The organism is Rhodopseudomonas sp. (genome assembly GCF_013377015.1).
GTDB lineage: Bacteria > Pseudomonadota > Alphaproteobacteria > Rhizobiales > Xanthobacteraceae > JARJEH01.
The window spans coordinates 438,068-456,003 of the sequence record NZ_JACABA010000001.1 but is presented as its reverse complement, the minus strand read 5'-3'; the positions used below and the strand labels follow the sequence as shown (position 1 = coordinate 456,003).

Genomic DNA, 17,936 nt, shown 5'->3' with positions numbered 1-17,936 from the left:
CTTGTGGAGCGAGGCTAGCGGTTCGCTCGGCGGGGATCAAACCATAAATGGATCAAACGATTATGGGTCGGCGAGCCAGCCCATGCTGAGCGCGAAGCGGACCACTTCGACCCGGTTGTGGAAGCCGAGTTTCGCCATCCCCCGCGCCTTGTAGGTCTCGACGCTCTTGGCGCCGATCTGCAGCTTGGCGGCGATCGATTTGTTGCTGTGTCCGACCGCGGCGAGTCGCAGCACTTCGATTTCCCGTGTGCTGAGTTCGGCGACCGCGCTGGCCTCCTCATTGCTGTGAACATGGGGCGGGGCGCGGCCCACTGCCCGCCCGGCGATCGCCGGATCGAGATACAGGCCGCCGGCTGCGACGGCATGAATTCCGCGGATCAGTTCTTCGGTCGCCGAACGCTTCAGCACGTAGCCGGAAACGCCGAGATCGAGCAATTGCCGCAGATAGGCGCCATCCTCGTGCACGGTCAGCACCAGCACCCGACATTCCGGACAGGCGGCGAGAAATTTGCGGGCCACTTCGATGCCGTTCAAGCCGGGCATCGAGAGGTCGAGCACGACGACGTTGGGTCGCAACTCGATGGCGCGCCGCAACGCGTTCGGTCCGTCCACCGCTTCGCCGACGAGCTCGAGGCTCGCATCGCTGGCGACCAGAACTTTCATGCCGCTGAGCACCACCGGATGATCGTCGGCGAGAAATACCCGCAGGCGGCCGTTCTGCGGCTCTTGCGATTCTTGCGACGGCTCGGGCGGCAGCGGTTCGATGAGCTGATGTTTCATGTTTCCACCGGAATACGAACAAACAAGGTCGCGCCTTTGCCCGGCGCCGTTTCGATTTTGAGTGAGCCGCCGATCAGCGACAGCCGCTCGCGGATCCCGAGCAGCCCGAGCCGGCCTTCAGACGCGGATGTTTTCTTGTTGTCGGCGAACCCGCGCCCGTCGTCTTCGACGATCAGCGTCACCTGCTGATCCTTCAGTCCGAGAATCACGCTAACATGTGTCGTCGCGGCATGACCTACGACGTTGGTCAGGGCTTCCTGCAGGACGCGATAGAGCGTCGTTTCGACCGCCGCGGGCAGGCGCTCGCCGTCCAGCGTCATGTGAAGTTCGCATTTGATGCTCGACTTCTGGCTCCAGCTATCCACCAGGCTCTGCACGGCGTTCTGGATGCCGAGATCGTCGAGCGCCGTCGGCCGAATCTCCCACGCCAGCCGGTTGACCTCGCGTCCGACGTCGTCCGCGAGGCTCTTCATGCTCGCGATGCGCTGCTGCAGCTCGTTGCCGTCGGGCGACGCGCGCCCAAGGCCGTCAAGGCCCAGCTTCAAGAGTGTCAGGGATTGCCCTAGCGTGTCGTGCAATTCACGGTCAATGCGCAAACGCCCGGCTTCCTGGTGTTCGACCGTGCATCGCAAGACGTGAGAGAGGTCGGCCTCGGCGGCGGCGCGGCGTTCGGTTTCCCGCTTCAGGGTCTGGGCTGCCTGCTGCAAGCGCTTCAGTCCCGCTTCCAGATCGCGCGACGACTGGTCCTGGGTCAGACGCGCCGATCGTCTCGCGCGCGCGAGTTGATCGACTCGCAGTAGCGCCACCTCGAGCAGCGACAACACCAGCGTCAACGAATTCTCCGGCGCCTCGTCCAGCTGCGGATCGAACTCGCGGACCACCGGCTTCGCCGATCGGCAGCCGATCACGTCGATGGTCTGGGGTTCGGTGCAGTTGGGCGGGACGAGCGCATGCACGGGACGAGTGATGGCTCGCTTCGGATCGAGTAACGACCGCAGCCGCGACAACTGATCGTCATAGAGAATGCGAGCAACGCTGGTGCCCGGCAATGTCTCCACGGCAATGCCAAGCAGGCCTTCGATGTCGCCACCGGTGTGGAGGATCCGCAGATCATCGGGATCGAGCGCGAGCAACGCGCCATGCGGCTGAATGGAGCCGGGGATATGAATCGGCTCGCGATCGCAGCGGATTAGTTCGGCATTATTGAATGCTTCGATCTCCATCGGCTGCATTTGTCAAGACCCGAATCTTTGTTCTCAATCAACTTTGCGTCACTTCTGATCAACTTTGCGTGTCCGGGATTCGTCGGACGATTTCGCGATGGTCAGGTATGACACGGACCGCCCTGAGTGTCATGTTAAATTGACAACCGTATGTGTCAGGCTGATTTTACAGCCGCTGGGAAATGCAGAAGTTTCTCAGGGAGTATCCAAATCGAAGCCTGGAACCGTCTCGTCCTCGGCGCCGCGCCACTGTCATCCGATTGGTTGGTGGCGCGGTAGTCGAGGCAAGGCAGCAACAGTGCAAATGCTGAGACCAATCGAACATCAGTTCGGCGTAGCAGCGAAATACCTACGTGCAGGTTCAGCACGAAACTGATCGTAAGTCTCTTAGGAGGTATTACTATGGCAGATGATGCGAATAAGGTCTGGCCGACTGGCCTGACAATCGCGGAATCGGAAGAGCTCCACAAGCATGTGATCGACGGCACCCGCGTCTTCGGCGCGATCGCGATCGTCGCTCACTTCCTGGCGTATGTTTATTCGCCCTGGCTGCATTAAGGAGTATCGACAATGAATCAAGGTAGAATCTGGACCGTGGTGAAGCCGACCGTTGGCCTGCCGCTCCTGTTGGGCAGCGTTGCCGTGATCGTTCTTCTCGTTCACTTCGCGGTTCTGACCCACACCACTTGGGTCGCCAAGTACATGAACGGCAAGACCGCTGCGATCACCTCGATCGTGACGCCCTCCATCGGTTAATACAGCTTCTTCGTAAGTTGTGGTAGCTGGACCGGGATCCACGGGTCCCGGTCGCTTGCTTTGTAGCCGGAGAGAGCAAACGGAATCGACGTTGCCGTATCTGTTCTCTTCGGTCGCAAGGCGGTGTTCTTCATCTTCTCGATCGGGACGGTGATCGGATCACCTCCTCGCATCAGGTGGAAGCGTTCAACCATGAACCCAGTCAGTCAACGATTAGGAAAGGCATGGCTCTCCCTCGGGAGCCGATTTCTGCCTTTCGCAGATGCGGCGACGCCGGATCTGCCGCTGTCGCGGCTGCTGCGTCTTTCGCTGTTTCAAGTCTCGGTCGGGATGTCCCTGGTGCTGCTGGTTGGCACGCTGAACCGGGTGATGATCGTCGAGCTCAACGTTCCGGCCTCGATCGTCGGAATCATGGTGTCGCTGCCGCTGATCTTTGCGCCGTTCCGGGCGCTAATCGGCTTCAAGTCCGACGTCCACAAATCCGCTCTGGGCTGGCGGCGCGTCCCGTTTCTCTACAAGGGCACGATGGTGCAGTTCGGCGGGCTGGCGATCCTGCCGTTCGCGCTGCTGGTGCTGTCCGGCGGCGGCGAGGCGAGCCATGCCCCAGCGTGGATCGGGCAGTTCGGCGCAGCGCTGGCATTTCTGCTGATCGGCGCCGGAGTTCATACCACCCAGACTGTCGGTCTTGCATTGGCGACCGACCTCGCTTCGCCGGAGTCGCGGCCGAAGGTGGTCGGCTTGATGTACACGATGCTGATGTTCGGGATGATCGCCAGCGCGATCATTTTCGGCATGCTGCTTGCGAATTTCTCGCCCGGTCGGCTGATTCAGGTGATCCAGGGCTCGGCCGTGGTCACCATCGTGCTCAACGGCGTCGCGGTCTGGAAACAGGAATCGCGCGGACGATCCGCGACGACACAGCAGGGCGCGCGCCAGGCCGGCTTCCGCGAGTCGTGGGATGCCTTCATCCACGGCAAGAACGCGACCCGCCGCCTGGTGGCAGTCGGCCTCGGTACCATGGCCTTCAGCATGGAGGACATTCTGCTCGAGCCCTATGGCGGCCAGATCCTGCATCTCAGCGTCGGCGACACCACCAAACTGACCGCGGCGCTCGCGGTCGGCGGACTGTTCGGATTCGGCCTCGCTTCGCGGGTGCTTAGCCGAGGCGCCGACCCTTTCCGGATGGCGACCTATGGCGCACTGGTTGGAATTCCGGCGTTCCTCGCGGTTATCTTCGCCGCATCGATGCCGATGCAGCTGCAATCGGCACTTCTGTTCGGGCTCGGCACCTTGCTGATCGGTTTCGGCGCCGGCCTGTTCGGCCATGGCACCTTGACGGCGACGATGAATGCCGCGCCGAAGGATCAGGCTGGTCTCGCGCTCGGCGCTTGGGGCGCGGTGCAGGCCTCGGCCGCCGGCGTGGCGATCGCACTCGGCGGAATCTTGCGCGATCTGGTGACGGCCTTTGCACCGGAGAATGCGCTTGGGGCGGCGGTTGGCTACGATTTCGTCTACTGCCTCGAAGTCATTCTGTTGTGCGCGACCCTGGTGACGATGATTCCGCTCATCCGTCGTGTCGGAGGATTTGCCGGAGCGGGGCCACTTACTGAAGCAGGGTCGAGCAATCGGCCTTGAGACTGAAACGGAGTTAGTCATGACCCAAAGCATCATACGGACTTTCGAAACGCTCAAGCAGATCACGGGGGTCGAAGCCGATCTGACCAAGAACAATTTCACCAGCGTTCAGGTGTTTCCGAACGCAACCGTACCGAACCGTGGCACCGTCGAAGAGCTGACCAACGCCATCGCCAAGACCGGCATCGTAAAATATCAGGCGGCCAGCTTCGCCGAAATCGTCAAGCGCGGCGGCGCGGTGGTGATCGTGCAGGCGCATTTCGGCACCGGCGCCAAGGCGTCCGAGATCCTTGGCAAATACAATCCGATCAAGGCGACCGTCGCAAGTTCGGATCCGCTGGTTTGGGATGATGCGGCGCCGTTCTCGTCGCTGTTGCACATCCCGGTACTGCTGGATTCGTCCGGGTCATACCATTCTTATTCCGGCACGCCGTTGCTGATCGATCAGGACGGCGAGTACAAGTCGATGTCCGGCACGCCGCTGATCCTAGAGCAGAAGGGCGCGTACCAGTCGATGTCCGGAACGCCGCTGCTGATCGAGCAGAAAGGTGAATACAAGTCGATGTCGGGCACGCCTTTGCTGATCGAGCAGAAGGGCGAGTACAAGTCGTATTCCGGCACGCCGCTACTTCTCAACAATCCAACGCCGTTGTCCTCATGGCTCGGCTTTCCAGCACTCTCCAAATAACAGGAGTCTTAAGATGTCAAAAGAAGCATATCAGTCCTATTCCGGTACGCCGCTGATTCTCGAGCAAAACGGCGAATACAAGTCGATGTCCGGCACGCCGTTGCTGGTCGAGCAGAAGGGCGAATACAAATCGATGTCCGGCACGCCGTTGCTGATTGAGCAGAAGGGCGAATACAAGTCGATGTCCGGTACCCCGCTGTTGATCGAGCAGAAGGGTGAGTACAAATCGATGTCCGGCACCCCGCTGCTGATCGAGCAGAAAGGCGAGTTCAAGGGATTTTCCGGCTCGCCGCTGATTCTGAAGTGAAAAGGATCGCCTAATGTCAAACGACTCATACAGGTCCTTCTCGGGAACGCCGCTGCTGCTGAATACGACCGGTCCTTACAAGTCGTATTCCGGAACGCCGCTGCTGACGAAGTACACGGGAGAGTACAAATCGTACTCGGGCTCGCTGATCTTGCTGCCCACCAGGGGTCCGCACTATTCGTTCTCGGGCACGCCGGTGCTGATCAATACCAAGGGGCCGTATAAGTCGTTCTCCGGCACGCCGCTGTTGCTCGACACGTCCGGCCCCTACAAGTCGTATTCTGGAGCGCTTCTGCTGCTCAATACGTCCGGGCCATACAAGTCGATGTCAGGAACGCCGTTGATCCTGGCACAGAATGGCGCTTACCGATCGTTCTCGGGCAAGCCGCTCTTGATCGACAATCCGACGCCGTTCTCCTCGTTTTTCAAACTGCCAACGCTCTTGAAGTAGACCCGCCAACCGGCGCGAAGAGAAGCCACCTCCCACAACGATGACAGCGCAGGCGGTCGCCACCAGGTGACTGCCTGCGCTGCGTTTGGCGATTGTTGTTGCGCTGGTCGCATATGCGCCGCCACTTGCGCTGCTTGATCGCGACGTCCGCGGGCGTTGCGACTAAAGAGTCGATTCCTGCGCGCTTTTTTTTGCGCTTTTGCGCCGACAGCGTCCTTAGGGAAATGCCGGACGACAACTCCTGACTAGATTCGGGAAGTCGTCAGAAACCGAACCCCACTCAACAGCTTACAAACATTTCGTCGACAGCATGGCTGCACCCGAAATAGGTGTCTGGGTGCCGCAGATTGCATTGAACGGTATCTGGTTAATCAAATCACATTTCTCGCTCCAATTGTCACGTTTAGTTGACAAGTCTCTGTGTAAGGCTATGCTTACAGCCGCTCGAATGGGTCAGGTTTCTCCTGTCCAAAACGTGGAACCTCCCTGCTCAAGCCTGGGGGTTCCCCGTTGAAGACCGGGGACTGCCCAAACGGGTGAAGAGGCTTCGCATCGGCCCCTCGTCCCGACATCAAGTGGTTTGTGGTAGGGGCGCGGTCTTGGTGGCGAGGCGACTAACAGGACAATGCTGAGACCAATCGAACATCTGTTCGGCGTAGCAGCGACTGATAACCTACGTGCGGGTTCAGCACGAAACTGATCGTAAGTCTCTTAGGAGGTATTACTATGGCAGATGATGCGAATAAGGTCTGGCCGACTGGCCTGACAATCGCGGAATCGGAAGAGCTCCACAAGCATGTGATCGACGGCACCCGCGTCTTCGGCGCGATCGCGATCGTTGCTCACTTCCTGGCGTATGTTTATTCGCCCTGGCTGCATTAAGGAGTATCGACAATGAATCAAGGTAGAATTTGGACTGTGGTCAAGCCGACCGTTGGTCTCCCGCTCCTGCTGGGCAGCGTCACCATCATCGCGATCCTCGTTCACTACGCGCTGATCTCGCACACCACCTGGTTCCCGAAGTACTGGAACGGCAAGACCGCCTCGATCGAGAGCTCGGTCATCACGCCCTCCATCGGCTAATACGGCTCGTCAAGAGCTGTTGGTGGCTGGACCGGGATCCAAGGGTCCCGGTCGCTTGCTTTGTAGCCGAGGCGGACGCGTTAGGGTGTGAACCGCCGTCCACTCTCGGCCACGAAGTGGTGCTGTTTCCAGTTTTCGATCGGGGCCGGTGATGGAAGTTGCCAGGCTCTCATCAGGCGGAATTGCTCGACGATGAACCCAGTCAGCCAAAAAGTGATGAAGGTGTGGGCTGCATTGGGCCCGCGCTTCCTGCCTTTCGCGGATGCGGCGACTCCGGATCTGCCGCTGTCCAGGCTGCTGCGTCTTTCGCTGTTTCAAGTCTCGGTCGGGATGTCCCTGGTGCTGCTGGTCGGCACGCTGAACCGGGTGATGATCGTCGAGCTCAACGTTCCGGCCTCGATTGTCGGAATCATGGTGTCGCTGCCGCTGATCTTCGCGCCGTTCCGGGCGCTGATCGGCTTCAAGTCCGACGTCCACAAATCCGTGCTGGGCTGGCGTCGGGTGCCGTTTCTCTACAAGGGTACCATGGTGCAGTTCGGCGGGCTGGCGATCCTGCCGTTCGCACTGCTGGTGCTGTCCGGCGGCGGCGATGCCGGCCACGCGCCGGCATGGATCGGTCAGGCTGGAGCCGCGCTCGCCTTTCTGCTGATCGGTGCCGGCGTCCACACCACCCAGACCGTCGGGCTTGCGCTGGCGACCGACCTTGCGTCGCCGGAGTCACGACCGAAGGTGGTCGGCCTGATGTATGTGATGCTGCTGTTCGGAATGATCGCCAGTGCGCTGATCTTCGGACTGTTGCTTGCGGAGTTTTCGCCGGGCCGGTTGATCCAGGTGATCCAGGGCTCGGCCGTGGTGACGATCGTGCTTAACGGCGTCGCAGTGTGGAAACAGGAATCGCGCAACCAGGCTCGACGTGCTGTTACGAACGAGCGCAGCGCCAGTTTCCGCGATTCCTGGAACGCCTTCATTCATGGCAAGAACGCGACGCGGCGCCTGGTCGCGGTCGGCCTCGGCACCATGGCGTTCAGCATGGAAGACGTGCTGCTCGAGCCCTATGGCGGCCAGATCCTGCATCTCAGCGTCGGCGACACCACCAAGCTGACCGCGGCGCTCGCGGTCGGCGGGCTGTTCGGCTTCGGCCTCGCCTCGCGGGTGCTGAGCCGCGGCGCCGATCCGTTCCGGATGGCGAGCTACGGCGCGCTGGTCGGGATTCCGGCGTTCCTGTGCGTGATTTTCGCCGCCAGCCTGTCGGCGACGCTGCACCCGGCCTTGCTGTTCGGGACCGGCACGCTGCTGATCGGTTTCGGCGCGGGGCTGTTCGGGCACGGCACCCTGACAGCGACCATGAACGCGGCGCCGAAGGATCAGGCCGGCCTGGCGCTCGGCGCATGGGGCGCGGTGCAGGCCTCCGCCGCCGGCGTGGCGATCGCGCTCGGCGGCATTCTTCGCGATGTGGTGACGGCGGTCGCACCGGAAAATTCGTTGGGGGCAGCAGCGGGGTATGACTTTGTCTATTGCCTCGAACTCGTTTTGCTCTTCGCTACGCTCGTAACGATGGTCCCCCTCATTCGACGGCGGGACAGCTTGCTGATGCAGGGCCAATTGACAGGGCCCTGAGACTGAAACGGAGTAAACATGACCCAAACAATCACCCGATTGTACGACACCAATAAACAGATCGCCGCGATCGAAGCCGATCTGAAGAAGAGCAGCTTCAAGTACAACGTCGTCACCGGCGTTCAGTCGGGCAAGACCGCCTCGGTTGACGACATCGTGGCCGCGCTGACCAGGGCCTATGTTCCGCGCTCCGAAGCCAGGACCTATGCCGAAACCGTCAAGAAGGGCGGCGTCGTCGTCGCCGTGCTGGCGGAATTCGGCTTCGGCGCCAAGGCGGCGGAGATCCTGGATCGGTACAGCCCGAACAAGATCAGCCTGCCGGCGAGCGGACCGCGCGAGGTCGAGCTCAGCGAGGCGACCCCGTTCTCCAACATCCTGCACGCCCCGGTGCTGCTGGATACGTCGGGTCCCTACAAGTCCTACTCCGGCGACCTGCTGCTGGCCGACAGCGACAAGTTCTATTCCGGCACGCCGCTGCTGGCCAACACCTCCGGCCCGTATCAGTCGTTCTCGGGGACGCCGTTGCTGCTCGACAGCAGCGGTCCCTACAAGTCGTTCTCCGGCACGCCGCTGCTGCTCGACAGCGGTAGCCCGTACAAGTCGTATTCGGGCGAGCCGCTGCTGTTGAACAATCCCACACCACTGTCCTCCTGGCTGGGTCTGCCAGTTTTGTCCAGATAAGGATCTCAAACATGACGTACCAATCATATTCCGGCACTCCGCTGATCTTGGAGCAAAAGGGTGAGTACCAGTCATATTCCGGTACCCCGCTGATCCTCGAGCAGAAGGGCGAGTACAAGTCGATGTCCGGCACGCCGCTGATCTTGGAGCAGAAGGGCGAATACCAGTCGTTCTCCGGCGTGCCGCTGATCCTGAAGCAGGAGGGCGAGTACCAGTCGTTCTCCGGCATGCCGCTGCTGCTCAAGCAGGAAGGCGAATACAAGTCGTTCTCCGGAACACCGCTGCTTCTGGCGAAATAAGAAGCGCACCTCCAACGAAACGCCGCGGGCAGCGATGCCCGCGGCGTTTTGTTTTGCGGCGCCGAAAAATCGCTGGGCAAAGCCGCGGGCTCGGGCCAGAGTGCGGGCAACCAACCAAAAAAACACGAGGAACGATGTCCGAGGTCGCCACTGCCACCGAATCCGCAGCCGCCGCTTCCCAGAATACCGCTCATGCCGCCTCGCAGAATATCGAGCATTTCGATGTGCTGATCGCCGGCGCCGGGATCTCCGGGGTAGGGGGCGCCTATCACCTGACCACGCAGCGCCCCGGCACCAGTTTTCTGGTGCTCGAGGCCCAGGACAGCTTCGGCGGCACCTGGCTGACCCATCGCTATCCGGGAATCCGGTCCGACAGTGACCTCTACACCTTCGGTTATCGCTTCAAGCCGTGGACCGGCAAGCCGATCGCGACCGCGGCCGAGATCCGCGCCTATATGGGCGAGGTGATCGACGACAACGATCTGGCCCGCCACATCCGCTATCGCCACCGAATCGTGTCGGCGCGCTGGTCGAGCGCGGACAATCGCTGGACCATCGAGGCGGTCCGCACCGACACTGGCGAAACCGTCCGCTTCACCGCGAATTTTCTCTGGATGTGCCAGGGCTATTATCGCCACGCCGAGGGCTATACCCCGGAATGGCCCGGGATGGAGAGCTTCAAGGGCCGGATCGTGCATCCGCAGACCTGGCCGAATGACCTCGATTATGCCGGCAAGAAGGTGATCGTGATCGGCTCCGGCGCCACCGCCGCGACGTTGGTGCCGGCGATCGCACCGGATTGCGAGCATGTCACGGTGCTGCAGCGCTCGCCGACCTACTTCATTCCGGGCCGCAACAAGATCGAACTGGCCGACACGCTGCGCGAGCTCGGCGTCAATGAGGACTGGATCCACGAGATCGTACGTCGCAAGATCCTGTTCGATCAGGCCGCCTTCACCAAGCGCTCGATGACCGAGCCGGAGGTGGTGAAGCAGGAACTGCTGGGGGGCGTTCGCGCCTTTCTCGGCCCGGACTACGATCTTGAGCCGCATTTCACGCCGAGCTACCGGCCGTGGCGGCAGCGCATTGCCTTCGTGCCGGATGGCGATTTGTTCAAGGGCATCGCCTCCGGCAAGGCGTCGGTGGTCACCGACGAGATCGAACGCTTCACCGAATCCGGCATCTTGCTGAAATCCGGCGAAACGCTCGACGCCGACATCATCGTCACCGCCACCGGCTTCAATCTCAACGTGCTCGGCGACATCGATTTTTCGATCGACGGCAGGCCGCTGGATTTCGCCGACACCGTCACCTATCGCGGCATGATGTTCACCGGCGTGCCGAATATGGTGTGGGTTTTCGGCTATTTCCGCGCCAGCTGGACGCTGCGCGCCGATCTCGTCGCCGATTTCGTCTGCCGGCTGCTCGGTCACATGAAGCAGAAGGGCGCGGTCAAGGTCATGCCGGTGCTGCGGCCGGAGGACAAGGACATGCAGCTGTTCTCCTGGATCGATCCGGAGAATTTCAATCCCGGCTATCTGATGCGCGGCATGCACCTGCTGCCGAAACGCGGCGACAAGCCGGAATGGCAGCACAGCCAGGATTACTGGAGCGAGAAGGATCAACTACCGGCGATCGATCTCGACGATCCGGCTTTCGCTTACGGCTAGTTTCCAGGCGAACCGAATCGCCAGAAGCAAGAATGTCGTCATTCCGGGGCGCGAGCAGCTTGCTGCGAGCGAACCCGGAATCTCGCTGAAGCACTCTCCCTTGCCGCAAGATTCCGGGTTCGCTCGCCCGATGGGCTCGCGCCCCGGAATGACCGGGAGCGTGGTGAGGCGTCAACGCACCGGAAAGATGGTCCATGCACGGTTGCTGCCGCGCCCACCGGAACCCGTGGCCCGGGGAACTAATCACCAAATCCTCCGTTGGCGGTTTGATCGTTCGGCTTCGACCGAGTTCAAACCAACTGGAGGCACCATGAACGGAGACCAACCTATCAGCTGGCTGATGTTTTTCACGCTGGCCGCCGGCGTCGTCATCGTCGGCTTCGTGTTTATCAATTTCATCCGCTCGCGATCCAATCGCGCGGCCGCCGCCGATGCGCTGGAAGGCGACGGTTCGGGACGCGGTGCCGCGCCCGACGGTGCGCTGCCGGAACTGCTCGGCATTACGGTGTTCGCTTTGATCGCGATGGGCCTGCTCGCCACCGGCGTGTCGCAACGCGGCATCGAGACCGCGCAGATTGCGGTTCCCGAAGGCACCACCACCGGCATGGCGCAGCCCGGTGCACTGAACCAGCCGAAGCGCTATCAGCCGAACAATCCCGGCACCGACACTCGGGTCGCGCCGACCGCGTCCGATGCCGGCGTCGGCGCCTCGCCGGGATCGACCGGCACGCTCACCAAGTAATCAATCGTCGAACGCGAAATCGGGGGCTCAAGGCCCCCGATTTTTTGGCGTGTCTGCGATGCGCAGCGGCAACGAACCGGCGTCACGACGCCGTCGCCTCATAGGCGGCCTTGCGGGCTTCCATCAGTGCGATTTTCGCCGCGATCTTGTCGCGCTGCGCGGCGAGCATGTCGGCGATCGTGGGAGTGGCGCTCGTCACCTTCAGCGCGTCGTCATACTTGCCGACATTGCGCTTCTCGCCGTCGATCAGTCCCGGCAACACGCTGCCGTCGAGGCCGTTGAACAGCGACCGCACATTCATGATGGTCTGATGAACGAGGCTCATGAATGAGCCCTCGTCATTGGCCTCTTCGCCGGCGTTGATCAGCGCGCCGCCGAGTTCCTCGGCATTGCCGTCGTGCAGCGCGATCATGTCGCGGAACAGCGGCGTCAGGCCCTTGCCCTCGGCGTCCTCGAGCGCTTCCTCGTAGCCGTTGCGGGCGTCGATCGCGCTGGTGTGCAGCGTCTTCAGATGATCCAGAATGTCCTTGTCCAAATTAGCCTCCAGTGATCGGGGAAGCCGCGCGCGGCTGCAATCAGCGACGCCGGCCGCCACCATAACCATCGGAAGGAAGACCGGTTCCTGTGCGCGGAGTCGGACGAATCGCAGCAGGGCAGCGACTCATTGTCGCCGAAGCGAACTACTTCCGCTCGCCGTCTTGCGGTTCCAGCCCGTAGGGCTTTACCAACGCCCAGACATGGGCGGGGATCATGTTCTTCATCCGCTGCGGAAATTGCCGGCGCAGATGCAGCACGGTCTCGACCGCTTTCATCTCGACCCGGGCGCGGGCGAATTCCAGCCCGCGCGGCCCGACCTTCGGCATCAGCCAGCCCATGAACGGGCGCAGCCAGTTCGGCATGCCGCGCACCGGCAGCCCGCCGGCGGCAAGTTCGACGTTTTTCAAAAAGCCCTTCACCGGCGCCGCGCGCTTTCCGGCGCTGCCGGGTTCGCTAAGCTTGACCTCGTCGCCAAGAAGTTCGAGCAGTTCCTCGCCGCGTTGGTTGCGCACCAAGAGCCATTGCTCGCCCTGGCCGCCCATATAGCCGACGGTGATATCGGCCAGCGTATTGGTGTAGTCGACGCAGGTGCGGCAGGTCATCGGGAAGAAATCCGGCGGCAGTTTTGAAATCGGCAGCAGCAGGAACGGGATTTCTTTCACTGTTCCGTCAGTGAAGCGTAGCTCGACATGATAGTCGGCGCGGAATTCCAGATAGGTAATGGTGTCGGGCTGATCCGACAGCAGATCGAGAAAGCCGTGGAAGCTTGCGGTGGTGGTGTTGTCGGAGCAGGGCGTGCCGATCACATAGATCTTGTCGAAGCCGAGCGTCTGTTCGAGCCGGCGCAGCGCGTAGATCTGGCAGGGAATCCCGATCACCGCGATCCGCCGGTAGCCCATCGCGCGGGCCGGCTCCAAAAGCGCCAGCGACGGCGCGTAGCCCATCCGCATGCCGCGGCATTCCGCCATGCCTTCGGCTTTGGTCACCAGCACCGGCATCGGCTTCCATTTGTCGAGCGGGTCCGGCGCCATGGTCAGCACCGCGTCGACCGCGCCGGTCTCCAGCAGCCGCTCGCCGATCCGCGTGGTGATGCCGGTCCATTGCGCGTTTTCACGCGGCGTTTTCATTGCGGCTCGCACCATGCGGCGGAACGGGCCGAAGAATTCCTCGTCGCTGCGCGCCGGATCGCGGGTACGGCCGTGGACCCGCAGTTCCATCGCCGGATAGTCCGGCTTGATGAACTGGCAGGCCTGGCCGCATTGCTTCGGGTCGCTCATCCGCGATACGCCGCAATCGGTGCAGAGTTCGCGCGGCGCCGGTTCGGCGACGGCCGGCGCCCACACCGCCGCGGCTGGATCGTCGCGCCTCACCATCCGCGCGTCCCCGCGCCGCCCTTGAACGGGCCGACCACTTTCGGTGTGATCCAGCCGCCGTAGAAGTCGCCCGGCTGCGGCTGCACCTGGTCCTCGCCAACTGAACATTGATCCACCCGCGACGCATAGAAGGCGAGATAGCCGGCGATCGCGGCGAAGCCGGGCGTAGGCCTTGGGTAGCTCCACGCCGCGTTTTCCGATCGCCTGTCACCGACCTCGAGCGACCAATACGCCGCCTGTCCCTTGAATTCGCACCACGACTGGCCCGCCGCCGGCCGCGCGAATTCCATCCGGATATCGGCCGGCGGAATGTAATAGACCGGCGGGTGGCTGGTTTCGAGCACGCGAAATCCTGACACGGTGTCGGCGATGGTCTCGCCGTTGAACTCAACGCGCAATCGCTGCGGAACCGGCTCCAGCTTCGGCGGGCGCGGATAGTCCCACACCGATTCCTGGCCGTCAGCGGGCATGTCGCGTTTGGGTCCGAACATGGTTGCTCTTTGTAGGAAGCGGCGAACGCTGTCGCCATTCGTCAAAAGTTACGCTTGAGCAGAACAATAGAGCGCCAGCCGCGCAACCGATAGATCCACATCAAATTCACGGCCGATCGCCACCAGGCCGATCCGGCGCAGCCGGGCAAGATTCAGCGGCGCGTCGGTCCGGTGTGGCGTGAATTGTGAGAATGGCAGCTGGATCGTGGTCCAGCGCGGCGGGGCGTCGAATTCTTGTCGATACGATTGCTGCGGCCGGAACAGATCGGTGCTGCGCAGATGCGCGCCGTAGCTCTCGTCATTGCCAAACACGTCGATGATGACGCCGCTGAAGCCGCTGGCGTCGATCGCGCCGCCATCCGGAGCGAGGTCGAGCGCGATCTGGATGAAGCCGCCATTGTTGTCGGTGCTGACCTGGCCGCGCATCCGCACCGCGCTGCAGCCTGCAACGGTTTGCTCGGTGATGCTGCCGCGCGACACCCCGCCCATCACGCCGTCGGTGACCATTCGCCAGCGCAGCGCGCCGGCCGCGGGCCATAACTCGCCAGGCATCATCGGATCACCATCGGGAAGGTCACCGCGATCGCCCAGGCGAAGATCGCCGCATTGGCCAGCGCACCGGGCAGTGGGTGGTTGGTGGCCTTGTAGCTCCAATTGCTGATCAGCCCGAAGGCGAGAAACAGCAGCAGGATCGCCGGCACGATGATGATCAGGAAGAACAGCTTGTGCAGATTGAGCGCCACCGCCGCCGCCAGCGACACCAGGAAGCAGAATTTCGCGAAGGCATAGCCGCCGCGCGGGGCGTTGGCACCATGCGCCATCCATTCCGCGGTGAGGAAATAGGGGACGGTACCGCAGGCGATCGCGGCGATCAGGTGGAGCCGCGGCGCGATCGGCAGGAACGAAAACACGTAAGTGTCGAGCGGCAGACCAAAGGCGAGAATATTGTAGGCGATCACCGCCGCGGCGGCGACCGCCAGCGCTGGCCACGAGACGCGCGGATGATCCGGGTCGGGCAGCGATTCCAGCTTCTCCAGGCCCGCTTCGTGATGCACGGCCGGTTGCGCGCCGGCCGTTCGCGGTCGCAACAGCAGCAGCAGTGCGCCGGTCAGCGCGCCGTAGAGCAGAAAATGCAGCGTCAGATAATCGCCGAGCAGGATGATCAGGAAATCGGTCGGGGCCTTCCACAGGATGAGCGGCGTCAGCACCGCGGGCGCGATCGCGGCGACTAGCAGCTGCTTCCAGCTGAGGCTCGCGCCCATCGGCACCGGTGCCGCCCGCGGCAGCAGTTTCGACAGCGGCCAGGCCAGCGCGATCAGCCCGAAGAACAGCAGCCCCAGCGCGCCCGGCCGGCGGTCGATCCAGCCGGAGCCGGTGCGGCCGAAGCTCTCGTTCATCCATTGCAGCGCTTCGCGCATGCTGTCCTGGCTGTACAGCACGCCGATATGTTCGACGCCGGACGACAGCGCCAGCCGCCGCGCGCTGCCATTCTTGAAGTCGCCATAGCTTCGTCCGGCGACGGCGCCGCCGCCGGTCGACTTGTTGACGATCCGCAGCCCTTCGTCGATCAGCATTTGCGGTTCCAGGGCGCCCACGATCACCAGCAGATTATGCGGCAGGCTCTCGGTCTCTTTCCGGGTGAACACCGACACCGCCACGGTGGCGCTTACCTCGGGATGGGAGACGCCATATTGCACCACGATGTCGGAAGCCATCGAATGGCCGAGCACCGCGACGCGGCCGTCGCTGCCGGGCAGGGTGCGGGCGAAGTCGACGACGCGGCCGGTTTCCGCCACCAGCACGCCGGTGACATTGGTCGGCTCGTCGATGTCGCCGCGGATCGGCACCGGGTTGCGGCCGTGGCCGGTGAAATCGAAGGTCACCGCGATATAGCCGTTGCGCGCCAGCGTCGCCGCGAACGGCTGCATCAATTGCTGCGAGCCGGCGAAGCCATGGGCGATCACCACCACCGGCGCGGGCGCGTCGGACGGCGGTTGATAGATCGTCACCGGGGTGTCGCCGACCTTGCCGGCGGTCACCCGCAGCCCGTCGGTCATGCCATGCAGCTGCCACAGCGCCACCGCGAGAGCGGCGAGCGCCACGATGGCGACGACGATTCGCAGCGGCAAGGCGAAGCGGCGCATCATTCCTCGTCCGCGATATGTTTCTTGCGGATGCTGCGCACGGTCCACCAGATCGAGAACGCCGCGACCGGCACGAAGGCGGCGGTGGCGATGCTCGGATCGACCGGCAGCCGGCCGCTGTCGTGCAGCCCCTTCACCAGATAGCCGAACAGGCCGACCACATAATAGGTGATTGCCGCGGTGGAGAGGCCTTCGACCGTGGTCTGCAGCCGCAATTGCAGCCTTGTCCGCGCGTTCATCGATTTCAGCAGGTCCTGGTTCTGCTGTTCGAGTTCGACGTCGACCCTGGTGCGCAGCAAATTCGCCGCGCGCGCCAGCTTCAGCGAGAGATCCGACTGCCGCGCCTCGGTGGTGACGCAGGTGCGCATCGCCGGCTTCATCCGCCGCGCCAGGAACGACGACCAGGTCGGCAGGCCGCCGACCTTGCGTTCGCCCAGCGTCGCCAGCCGTCCGGTCATGATCTCCTCATAGGCGCGGCTGGCGCCGAACCGATACTGGCTGGCGGCGGCGCCGGCTTCGACCTCGGCGGCCAGCGCGGTCAGCTCCTCGAGCAGCTTGTGATTACTGGCGAGGTCGCCGGCGCCGCGCATTTCCTGGGTGACTTCAGCGAGCCGGCGTTCGGAGGTGGCGATCGACGGCGTCAGCCGCTGCGCTTCGGGCAAGCCGAGCAGCGCCAGCGTGCGATAGGTTTCGATTTCCAGCACGCGCTGCACCAGCGCGCCGGCGCGCTCCGGCGGCATGCCGCGGTCGATCACCAGCACCCGGACGAAGCCGGACGGGCCGGGCTGGAAGTCGGTGGCATAGAGCGCCTGGCCGTCGGAATTTTCCGCCACCGCCAGGCTGGCGCGATCGAACAGCCGCTCCGGCGAGGTGCGCGGCGGATCGTCCTTCACCACATGCAGGTCGACCGCGACGAACAGCGGGCCGGGCTGCGGCAACAGCCGCATCGGCGACGAGATCGACGAGGCGTCGGGATAGAACGGCGCCCCGGCGGGATCGGCTGGAATTTCCCAGGTGTAGGTGGTGAATTCCGAATGTTGTTCCCAGCGCAGCACCGTGGTTCCGAACGGCGCGCGGTGGTGTTTCTCGCCGGGGGCCGGCGGCTGCAAACCGCGCGATTCGCAGAATGCGATCAGGTTGGCGCGGTCGGCCGGGCCGCGCGCCCCCGCGGTGTCGAATGCGAAGTGCACGATCCGCGACGGCACTTGCAGCGCGGTGAAGGGGCGGGCATGGACCTCGCCGAGTACGGCCGCGCGCAGCGGATGCGGCGAAAGTCGTACATCGCCATCACCAATCAGGACACCTGTCGTCATGTCAGCTTTTGACCTCGCTCAATACTGCGCCCATTGACTTGAGTAGCATTGCGTTGCGACAGACAGAAGCCGAAAGGTCGTGCCCGCGGGGGCCTGTGCAAAGCTGCCGCAGGGGTCCGGAATCGCCGTGAGAACAGTAACTTGAC

At 62.9% G+C, this 17,936-nt stretch carries 22 protein-coding genes; 13 read left to right on the top strand and 9 right to left on the bottom strand.

Going from position 1 to position 17,936, the window contains the following annotated elements; translation table 11 throughout:
• Nucleotides 1–60: 60 nt before the first annotated feature.
• Together HXX15_RS02190 and HXX15_RS02185 are read right to left on the bottom strand one after the other, a co-directional pair.
• The gene (locus tag HXX15_RS02190; RefSeq protein WP_296512170.1) at nucleotides 61–780 is read right to left on the bottom strand and encodes a response regulator transcription factor; all 720 of its coding nucleotides are present in this window, start codon (nucleotides 778–780) and stop codon (nucleotides 61–63) included.
• Nucleotides 777–2,012, bottom strand: coding sequence for an ATP-binding protein (locus HXX15_RS02185; RefSeq protein WP_296512169.1), 1,236 nt, complete (start codon nucleotides 2,010–2,012; stop codon nucleotides 777–779). The genes HXX15_RS02190 and HXX15_RS02185 overlap by 4 nt, the downstream gene beginning before the upstream one ends.
• Before the next feature lie 393 nt (nucleotides 2,013–2,405).
• On the opposite strand from HXX15_RS02185, the gene pufB (HXX15_RS02180) reads away from it, so the two are divergent.
• Both pufB (HXX15_RS02180) and HXX15_RS02175 read left to right on the top strand, forming a co-directional pair.
• Nucleotides 2,406–2,561, top strand: coding sequence for a light-harvesting antenna LH1, beta subunit (pufB, locus tag HXX15_RS02180; protein ID WP_296512154.1), 156 nt, complete (start codon nucleotides 2,406–2,408; stop codon nucleotides 2,559–2,561).
• A 12-nt stretch (nucleotides 2,562–2,573) separates the two neighbouring features.
• Nucleotides 2,574–2,759, top strand: a complete 186-nt coding sequence (locus tag HXX15_RS02175) for a light-harvesting protein (RefSeq protein ID WP_296512166.1) — start codon at nucleotides 2,574–2,576, stop codon at nucleotides 2,757–2,759.
• Here the strand turns inward: HXX15_RS02175 and HXX15_RS02170 are convergent.
• Nucleotides 2,756–2,953 (bottom strand): hypothetical protein, encoded by a 198-nt coding sequence (locus HXX15_RS02170; RefSeq protein WP_296512164.1) that lies wholly within the window; start codon nucleotides 2,951–2,953, stop codon nucleotides 2,756–2,758. The genes HXX15_RS02175 and HXX15_RS02170 overlap by 4 nt on opposite strands.
• Between HXX15_RS02170 and HXX15_RS02165 the strand changes: the two genes are divergently transcribed.
• The 11 genes from HXX15_RS02165 (at nucleotide 2,952) to HXX15_RS02115 (ending at nucleotide 11,932) form a co-directional block, all read left to right on the top strand.
• Entirely contained in the window at nucleotides 2,952–4,394 is a 1,443-nt protein-coding gene (locus HXX15_RS02165; RefSeq protein WP_296512162.1) for a PucC family protein, read from the top strand. The two genes, HXX15_RS02170 and HXX15_RS02165, sit on opposite strands and share 2 nt — an antisense overlap.
• A 19-nt stretch (nucleotides 4,395–4,413) precedes the next feature.
• Nucleotides 4,414–5,082: a hypothetical protein gene (locus HXX15_RS02160; RefSeq protein ID WP_296512160.1), complete on the top strand. Its 669-nt coding sequence runs from the start codon at nucleotides 4,414–4,416 to the stop codon at nucleotides 5,080–5,082.
• Nucleotides 5,083–5,095: 13 nt separating this feature from the next.
• Entirely contained in the window at nucleotides 5,096–5,389 is a 294-nt protein-coding gene (locus HXX15_RS02155; RefSeq protein WP_296512158.1) for a hypothetical protein, read from the top strand.
• Nucleotides 5,390–5,402: 13 nt separating this feature from the next.
• Nucleotides 5,403–5,840, top strand: coding sequence for a hypothetical protein (locus tag HXX15_RS02150; RefSeq protein ID WP_296512155.1), 438 nt, complete (start codon nucleotides 5,403–5,405; stop codon nucleotides 5,838–5,840).
• A 726-nt stretch (nucleotides 5,841–6,566) separates the two neighbouring features.
• A complete protein-coding gene (pufB, locus tag HXX15_RS02145; RefSeq protein ID WP_296512154.1) occupies nucleotides 6,567–6,722 on the top strand; it encodes a light-harvesting antenna LH1, beta subunit in 156 nt (51 codons plus the stop codon).
• 12 nt (nucleotides 6,723–6,734) lie between these two features.
• Complete coding sequence (locus HXX15_RS02140) at nucleotides 6,735–6,923, top strand: light-harvesting protein (protein WP_296512152.1); 189 nt, start codon at nucleotides 6,735–6,737, stop codon at nucleotides 6,921–6,923.
• Nucleotides 6,924–7,115: 192 nt separating this feature from the next.
• Entirely contained in the window at nucleotides 7,116–8,540 is a 1,425-nt protein-coding gene (locus tag HXX15_RS02135; protein ID WP_296512150.1) for a PucC family protein, read from the top strand.
• 18 nt (nucleotides 8,541–8,558) lie between these two features.
• Nucleotides 8,559–9,221, top strand: a complete 663-nt coding sequence (locus tag HXX15_RS02130) for a hypothetical protein (RefSeq protein ID WP_296512148.1) — start codon at nucleotides 8,559–8,561, stop codon at nucleotides 9,219–9,221.
• An 11-nt stretch (nucleotides 9,222–9,232) separates the two neighbouring features.
• Nucleotides 9,233–9,520 (top strand): hypothetical protein, encoded by a 288-nt coding sequence (locus tag HXX15_RS02125; protein WP_296512146.1) that lies wholly within the window; start codon nucleotides 9,233–9,235, stop codon nucleotides 9,518–9,520.
• Between the two features lie 134 nt (nucleotides 9,521–9,654).
• The gene (locus tag HXX15_RS02120; RefSeq protein ID WP_296512143.1) at nucleotides 9,655–11,190 is read left to right on the top strand and encodes an NAD(P)/FAD-dependent oxidoreductase; all 1,536 of its coding nucleotides are present in this window, start codon (nucleotides 9,655–9,657) and stop codon (nucleotides 11,188–11,190) included.
• A 310-nt stretch (nucleotides 11,191–11,500) separates the two neighbouring features.
• Nucleotides 11,501–11,932 (top strand): hypothetical protein, encoded by a 432-nt coding sequence (locus HXX15_RS02115; RefSeq protein WP_296512141.1) that lies wholly within the window; start codon nucleotides 11,501–11,503, stop codon nucleotides 11,930–11,932.
• A gap of 82 nt (nucleotides 11,933–12,014) precedes the next feature.
• Here HXX15_RS02115 and HXX15_RS02110 read toward each other — a convergent pair whose 3' ends face one another.
• From HXX15_RS02110 to HXX15_RS02085, 6 genes are all read right to left on the bottom strand, one after another.
• Nucleotides 12,015–12,467, bottom strand: a complete 453-nt coding sequence (locus tag HXX15_RS02110; protein ID WP_296512139.1) for a PA2169 family four-helix-bundle protein — start codon at nucleotides 12,465–12,467, stop codon at nucleotides 12,015–12,017.
• 145 nt (nucleotides 12,468–12,612) lie between these two features.
• Entirely contained in the window at nucleotides 12,613–13,842 is a 1,230-nt protein-coding gene (locus HXX15_RS02105; protein ID WP_296512137.1) for a Coenzyme F420 hydrogenase/dehydrogenase, beta subunit C-terminal domain, read from the bottom strand.
• Complete coding sequence (locus HXX15_RS02100) at nucleotides 13,836–14,333, bottom strand: DUF427 domain-containing protein (protein ID WP_296512136.1); 498 nt, start codon at nucleotides 14,331–14,333, stop codon at nucleotides 13,836–13,838. The genes HXX15_RS02105 and HXX15_RS02100 overlap by 7 nt, the downstream gene beginning before the upstream one ends.
• 48 nt (nucleotides 14,334–14,381) lie before the next feature.
• The gene (locus HXX15_RS02095) at nucleotides 14,382–14,885 is read right to left on the bottom strand and encodes a CIA30 family protein (RefSeq protein WP_296512134.1); all 504 of its coding nucleotides are present in this window, start codon (nucleotides 14,883–14,885) and stop codon (nucleotides 14,382–14,384) included.
• Entirely contained in the window at nucleotides 14,885–16,480 is a 1,596-nt protein-coding gene (locus HXX15_RS02090; protein WP_296512132.1) for an alpha/beta fold hydrolase, read from the bottom strand. The genes HXX15_RS02095 and HXX15_RS02090 overlap by 1 nt, the downstream gene beginning before the upstream one ends.
• On the bottom strand, nucleotides 16,477–17,790 hold the full coding sequence (locus tag HXX15_RS02085; protein WP_296512129.1) for a DUF3422 family protein: 1,314 nt from the start codon (nucleotides 17,788–17,790) through the stop codon (nucleotides 16,477–16,479). Before HXX15_RS02085 ends, HXX15_RS02090 begins: the two co-directional genes overlap by 4 nt.
• Between the last annotated feature and the right edge of the window lie 146 nt (nucleotides 17,791–17,936).

What these genes read in the sequence shown, in the direction of transcription:
- HXX15_RS02190 (WP_296512170.1), bottom strand. Translation starts at nt 780, where the DNA reads ATGAAACATCAGCTCATCGAACCGCTGCCGCCCGAGCCGTCGCAAGAA.
- HXX15_RS02185 (WP_296512169.1), bottom strand. Translation starts at nt 2,012, where the DNA reads ATGCAGCCGATGGAGATCGAAGCATTCAATAATGCCGAACTAATCCGC.
- pufB (WP_296512154.1), top strand. Translation starts at nt 2,406, where the DNA reads ATGGCAGATGATGCGAATAAGGTCTGGCCGACTGGCCTGACAATCGCG.
- HXX15_RS02175 (WP_296512166.1), top strand. Translation starts at nt 2,574, where the DNA reads ATGAATCAAGGTAGAATCTGGACCGTGGTGAAGCCGACCGTTGGCCTG.
- HXX15_RS02165 (WP_296512162.1), top strand. Translation starts at nt 2,952, where the DNA reads ATGAACCCAGTCAGTCAACGATTAGGAAAGGCATGGCTCTCCCTCGGG.
- HXX15_RS02170 (WP_296512164.1), bottom strand. Translation starts at nt 2,953, where the DNA reads ATGGTTGAACGCTTCCACCTGATGCGAGGAGGTGATCCGATCACCGTC.
- HXX15_RS02160 (WP_296512160.1), top strand. Translation starts at nt 4,414, where the DNA reads ATGACCCAAAGCATCATACGGACTTTCGAAACGCTCAAGCAGATCACG.
- HXX15_RS02155 (WP_296512158.1), top strand. Translation starts at nt 5,096, where the DNA reads ATGTCAAAAGAAGCATATCAGTCCTATTCCGGTACGCCGCTGATTCTC.
- HXX15_RS02150 (WP_296512155.1), top strand. Translation starts at nt 5,403, where the DNA reads ATGTCAAACGACTCATACAGGTCCTTCTCGGGAACGCCGCTGCTGCTG.
- pufB (WP_296512154.1), top strand. Translation starts at nt 6,567, where the DNA reads ATGGCAGATGATGCGAATAAGGTCTGGCCGACTGGCCTGACAATCGCG.
- HXX15_RS02140 (WP_296512152.1), top strand. Translation starts at nt 6,735, where the DNA reads ATGAATCAAGGTAGAATTTGGACTGTGGTCAAGCCGACCGTTGGTCTC.
- HXX15_RS02135 (WP_296512150.1), top strand. Translation starts at nt 7,116, where the DNA reads ATGAACCCAGTCAGCCAAAAAGTGATGAAGGTGTGGGCTGCATTGGGC.
- HXX15_RS02130 (WP_296512148.1), top strand. Translation starts at nt 8,559, where the DNA reads ATGACCCAAACAATCACCCGATTGTACGACACCAATAAACAGATCGCC.
- HXX15_RS02125 (WP_296512146.1), top strand. Translation starts at nt 9,233, where the DNA reads ATGACGTACCAATCATATTCCGGCACTCCGCTGATCTTGGAGCAAAAG.
- HXX15_RS02120 (WP_296512143.1), top strand. Translation starts at nt 9,655, where the DNA reads ATGTCCGAGGTCGCCACTGCCACCGAATCCGCAGCCGCCGCTTCCCAG.
- HXX15_RS02115 (WP_296512141.1), top strand. Translation starts at nt 11,501, where the DNA reads ATGAACGGAGACCAACCTATCAGCTGGCTGATGTTTTTCACGCTGGCC.
- HXX15_RS02105 (WP_296512137.1), bottom strand. Translation starts at nt 13,842, where the DNA reads ATGGTGAGGCGCGACGATCCAGCCGCGGCGGTGTGGGCGCCGGCCGTC.
- HXX15_RS02100 (WP_296512136.1), bottom strand. Translation starts at nt 14,333, where the DNA reads ATGTTCGGACCCAAACGCGACATGCCCGCTGACGGCCAGGAATCGGTG.
- HXX15_RS02095 (WP_296512134.1), bottom strand. Translation starts at nt 14,885, where the DNA reads ATGCCTGGCGAGTTATGGCCCGCGGCCGGCGCGCTGCGCTGGCGAATG.
- HXX15_RS02090 (WP_296512132.1), bottom strand. Translation starts at nt 16,480, where the DNA reads ATGATGCGCCGCTTCGCCTTGCCGCTGCGAATCGTCGTCGCCATCGTG.
- HXX15_RS02085 (WP_296512129.1), bottom strand. Translation starts at nt 17,790, where the DNA reads ATGACGACAGGTGTCCTGATTGGTGATGGCGATGTACGACTTTCGCCG.